This is a genomic window from Candidatus Poribacteria bacterium (genome assembly GCA_021295715.1).
GTDB lineage: Bacteria > Poribacteria > WGA-4E > WGA-4E > WGA-3G > WGA-3G.
This window is the reverse complement of the sequence record JAGWBV010000144.1, coordinates 1-4,952: the sequence shown is the minus strand read 5'-3', so window position 1 is coordinate 4,952 and position 4,952 is coordinate 1. Positions and strand designations below refer to the sequence as shown.

Here is a 4,952-nt window from a genome sequence, read left to right as displayed (position 1 = left end):
CAAATGCCTACATTTGCCGTTAAACATAGAAAAAGCAAAGGAAAAATAGATTTAGATACCTTTAGGAACGACTCCTTTTCGGTTGCCATCAGTATGTGAGTTGTTTTTGGAATGGCACGTTAATGTGCCATTCCGGTTATCGTAAGAAACCTTGTCAGAGAGACAATTAGCGATCGGATTTGATTCTACCCCAGACCGTCGCTATTTTGTCTTGGGGTTCTACTGGGGTGGCAATACTTCCGTTTTCCATCAGCCAGTTGGCGATAAATTCAATAACGCCACTTGCCCGTGGGTCATCACCCTCCCACTCGGGTTGTGCTTTTTGCCACATAGCAGCGATGATTCCGCCATAAACAGTGTTAACAGCAACCGCTGGGTCAGCTGAATTGGGATCGTCGTTTGAAACAGCAAAGGGAGTCACATCCCAATCAGTGCCATCATACTGTTCAAGATGCCACGGTCTATCGGACTGAAATTCCACCAGCGATGGGAGGTATTTTTCACCCATATCAGTGGGAACCTGCGGTCCACCTCTGTTTCCGAAACTAAGCCCGGGTATATCAAAGACATTGGCGGCACCATCGGCAGCATTATTCGCGCTACGAGTTCCACCTTCATAACTCATGTACAAGATCCAGTCCGCGACATTGATAAAGACGTTCCCATCCTCAATGAAATTTTCGATGTTGGAGCCGTCTGGATCTGCGTTAGGGAATTGATAGATTGCACTCGGTGCGGTCCCGGACGCTGCAATGAAAACATCCTGCTGTCCGTTACCGGTGTGTGCCTGCATCCATGCACCCAGGGGTGAATCGTAGCCTACTTCGTCACCATCTCCGTAATTTTCAATACTCTCAAAAATGGATTTCATCTGATCGTCATTCATAATTGCTTCGGCATTCGCAATGGCAGCGTCTTGTGAAATCCAACCCGGATTTGTGGGTCCCGAATAGATTGCCAAATCTGCCGCTGGTACACTTGCTAAAGCAAAGACGAAAAACAATAGACTAAGAATCGAAATCTGGAAAAGTTGCTTCATGTTGACTTATCTCCTTTTTGGATTAATTGAAGCACGGTTGTCTGCAGTAAAAAGAATTTGCAGGTATTTACCTTAAACGACGATGAACACGTTTGTTTGTAACACTTCCTATGCTACAGTATACACCAAAATATGAATTGAGGTAAATCTTTTTTTCATTGCCAAGATTTATCTTTGCTGCATCTGAATTCACAAACACACTGTGTCTAAATCTGGAACGACTACTGCTTGAGTGCCGCCCACGTTACAGCGAGTTTCCCATAAGGTTCAACAGCGAGGCTTACCTCGTCAGGTTTATCGTAAAGGTAAAGATTGTCAATATAGTAGTGTTGAAGTTGATTGGTGTGAAAACCGAGGACACCCTTCGGATGTAAGTCTTTCGGATCGCTCCATTCTGAAACCTTTTGAAACACTAATTCCCCTTGTTTTTTGACATAGAGTTGAAACGTGCTGCCCTTTCCAAACAACGCCAGCGTGTACCACTCCTTTGTCAGAACAGGAAACGGAAATTCGGCTCTGAAGTCACGATACTCATTCCAGGTCCCGCGATCTTCACCCTCCCGCTTGTACCAGCGCGCTGAGTTCGGACGGCCGAACCCATTCGCAGGCGTGATAATTAATTGATAGAAGTGTAAATCTTCATTGGCGCGAAACAGAAGCTCCATTTTACTCGGGAAATCATCATCGTTAAACAGGTAGAAATCAAGACGCAGCCCAAAATCCTCAAACGCTACCACGCCGTACCCGAAATCCTCGGCACCGTTTCCATCACCCGCAACACGATGGATTTCCAGATGCTCGTTTTTGATATCCCAGGATTCTTTCTGTCCCTTCCAGTACTTATCTTTGAGTTTACCCTTAAAGTCGTCCGCTACAAGAAGTTCTGCATGACTTATCTGGTACAAAAACAGAACCGAAATTAGCGAACCAACGAGAATAGCAATTTTTCGCATAGCAGTCCTCCCTCCGTAGATAAAATTTTTACTTTCATTATTCTTCCCTTCAACAAAGCGGCTGACGAGCCTATTGAATAGGACGATCAGTCTTATAATTAATTATTCCACATTTTTATACCAATGTCAAATTTGTTTTCTATCTAAGTTACTCATTTGTTTCTATTTCGGTGTTCCCATTATTCTGCCAATTGTCTGCTTTCTCCTTGAGTTTTTCGAGGTCCTCAGGGTTCTTAATGTCTACAATGTGCGGCGTAATGATAATAACGATCTCAGCATCTTCGACAGCACTTTCGGTGTTTTTGAAGAGCCTGCCGATGAAGGGAATGTCGCCCAAAATCGGAAGTTTGTTTTCGACCTGTTTCTGTTTCTTGCGGATGATGCCACCGACAACAATCTGCTGACCGTCTTCGACATCGATATAAACACTGATGGAGTTGTCATCGGTAATCGGTGCGTTGAAATCAGTAAACTCAATAAAGTTGCTGGCACTGATATTTTCAATATCCAATCCGATAGTCCGTTTTCCGTCTTCACCGACTTGTGACTTGGCGATATAAGGTGTGAGTGAGATATTGATGCCCACAGGCGGATCAATGAAATCGTAGTTGAAAAGCGGTTGTGAAACAGCTTCACCTAAAATGCTGGTCGTATCAACACTCTGGAGATACGGGATACGGCGACCGCTACTCCATGTAGCGTTCCAACTATCACGGGTCAAAAGCGATGGCGTTGAAAGGGTCTGCACCTTGTTCTCGCGCATCAGCGTGTGGAGAAGTGCCATATACTCCTTGGTCACCAAACCGAGGTTAAACCCCGAAATCTCTGCTTCAAGACCGAGTTGTGAGTCGAGTTCCCCAATCAGTGGGTTGCCGGGTCTTGCGGAGACACCAAAGATCTTGTTTTCCTGTGCCGTGAGTTCAATGCCGAGTTTGGTTGTTTCATCGAGCGTCACTTCGAGAATCTGGATATCGATCCAGACCTGACCCCGGACGAAGTCTAACTTCCTAATGAGTGCTTTGACCTGCGCGAAGTATCGTTGCTGCGTCGTGATAATCAGCGAATTGGTATCCGCATCAGCAAAGACGGTGACTTTTCCACGTAAGGAGTTGATGTCTTGCTGTTCCTGTCGACCCCCCGAAGCAAAGAAACGGCTGAAGCTAAAACCGCCGCCATCTTCCTCTCCTGCCCAGACCTGTTCGAGTACCTGCTGGAGATGATCGGCATTCCCATATTCAAGACGAATTGCTTCAGTAATCTCCTGTTGTCCTTCTGGTGTAGGAACATCCATGGAATTAATAAATTCCGTGATGAGTTCAAAGTTGCGTTGCGTTGCCGTTGAGACAATAACAGCATTGAGGGTCGGATAAGGTTCGGCAGTGACGTTGCCAGCGAGCGAACCTTGTGTTTGATTCCGGTTGCGTTCGGCAAGGAAAAAGAAAAAATTTCCGGTATTTTGGGAGCTCCCTTGATAGACGTTATTGATGACAGCAGCGACGTTATTTGCGTCGGCGAACCTGAGTTTATACATGCGAGTCCCCCACTCCTGGTCCGGCATGTTGACATCAAGTCTTTTGATGAGCCCGTCAATGGTTTCAAAGTTTTGCGCACTCGTTGATATGAGAATAGCATTGAGACGCACGTCGGCAACGAGATGCACTTCGCCTTGGACACCGAAACCAGTCGTGTTTTCAGTCGGTTCCCGATCCCTGCGTCGCCACCATGGCATATCTCTGTCTGCGCCCGCACTGCCCCCTTCAAAAAGGTCTTGCAGACTCGGAACAAGCGTTTCAGAATCGGCGTACTTAAGAAAATAGAGTCTGATTTCTTCCTGTGTTTGTTCCTGATCCAGTTCATTGATGACCTTCTCAATAATAGAGAAGTTGCGCGGATCCGAAGAAACCACAACGACGTTGATTCGGTCGTTATGGGAAACGTTGACAGTACCCACAATGCCTTGAGCTGTATCGATGCCCTGTTCGCGTTGATAGGTTCTCAATTTCGCGCGATCCCAAGCGTCCATTCTGCGTCGATTATCCGGCGCATCACCGGTCAGTACTTCTTGGAGGGTTTGTGCAACATCTGCAGCGGTTGCGTAGCTGAGTCGGAATGTGCGTATTTCGGTTTTTACATTGGGTGCGATGTCGAGTTCATTAATAATTTCTTGGAGGAAAACAAGGTTCGCTTCGGACGCTTTGAGCACGAGTGAATTCGAGTTGACATCGGCGATAATCTTGATTCTACCTTGAAGCACTTCATAGCCGGTGCCATCAGCTTTCATCTGTTCTGCTGCGGCTTTTGCCTGCGCCGCGTCGCCGCCGAGTCGCCCACGTTGTCCTTGGTTGCCGTCCTCACCGCCTTCGCCCTCCTCTTGAAAAACATTTGTAAGCGTCTGCGCCAACGGCTCGGCTTCAGCGTAAGTGAGAGGCATAATGAGAATCTTTAAAGGGAATCGTTCACCTTCGTCTGCAATTTGAAGGATAGAAACAATGCGGTGTATATTAGAAGCAACATCGGTGATGACGAGCGCGTTCGTAGCAGAATCTGCGAAAATATTTGCCTGTTTATTGAGAAGCGGTTTGAGTCGATCTACCTGTTCAGAGGCGACAACAGTATCTAATTGGATGATATAGGTTTGTATCTCGTCGGTCATGTCAACCCGTTCGGGGTTCGGTGGGATGCTTTTAACAATGCCTTTCGTTGCTACCGCACGTGCGAAGGTCGTGACCAAAAGTGTGCTATCGGTTTGAATGAGCGTGAGGTCATATTGGGTGAGGACGGTTTTGATTTTCTCAATGACTTCTTCAATCGTTACATTGTTGAGGTTAATAAGTGAGAATCTTTTATCTTGAATGTCTTCTTCGCTCGCAATGATAGTGAGATCAGCCTCCCGCGAGAGCCATTCAAAGAGTCCTTTTAGTTCCTGGCTTGTAAAGTTAAAGTCGAAACGGACTGCGCGT

The 4,952-nt window shown here is 46.4% G+C and carries 3 protein-coding genes; all 3 read right to left on the bottom strand.

The features are described 5' to 3' along the window. Window positions 1–166: 166 nt before the first annotated feature. Window positions 167–1,039 carry a hypothetical protein gene (locus tag J4G07_21855; GenBank protein MCE2416630.1) on the bottom strand — a complete coding sequence of 291 codons (873 nt, stop codon included), beginning with the start codon at window positions 1,037–1,039 and terminating at the stop codon, window positions 167–169. A 221-nt stretch (window positions 1,040–1,260) separates the two neighbouring features. After that, complete coding sequence (locus tag J4G07_21850) at window positions 1,261–1,992, bottom strand: hypothetical protein (GenBank protein ID MCE2416629.1); 732 nt, start codon at window positions 1,990–1,992, stop codon at window positions 1,261–1,263. Window positions 1,993–2,140: 148 nt separating this feature from the next. Further along, window positions 2,141–4,952: hypothetical protein (locus tag J4G07_21845; protein MCE2416628.1), on the bottom strand; the 2,812-nt coding region annotated here is incomplete at its 5' end.

What these genes read in the sequence shown, in the direction of transcription:
- J4G07_21855 (MCE2416630.1), bottom strand. Translation starts at nt 1,039, where the DNA reads ATGAAGCAACTTTTCCAGATTTCGATTCTTAGTCTATTGTTTTTCGTC.
- J4G07_21850 (MCE2416629.1), bottom strand. Translation starts at nt 1,992, where the DNA reads ATGCGAAAAATTGCTATTCTCGTTGGTTCGCTAATTTCGGTTCTGTTT.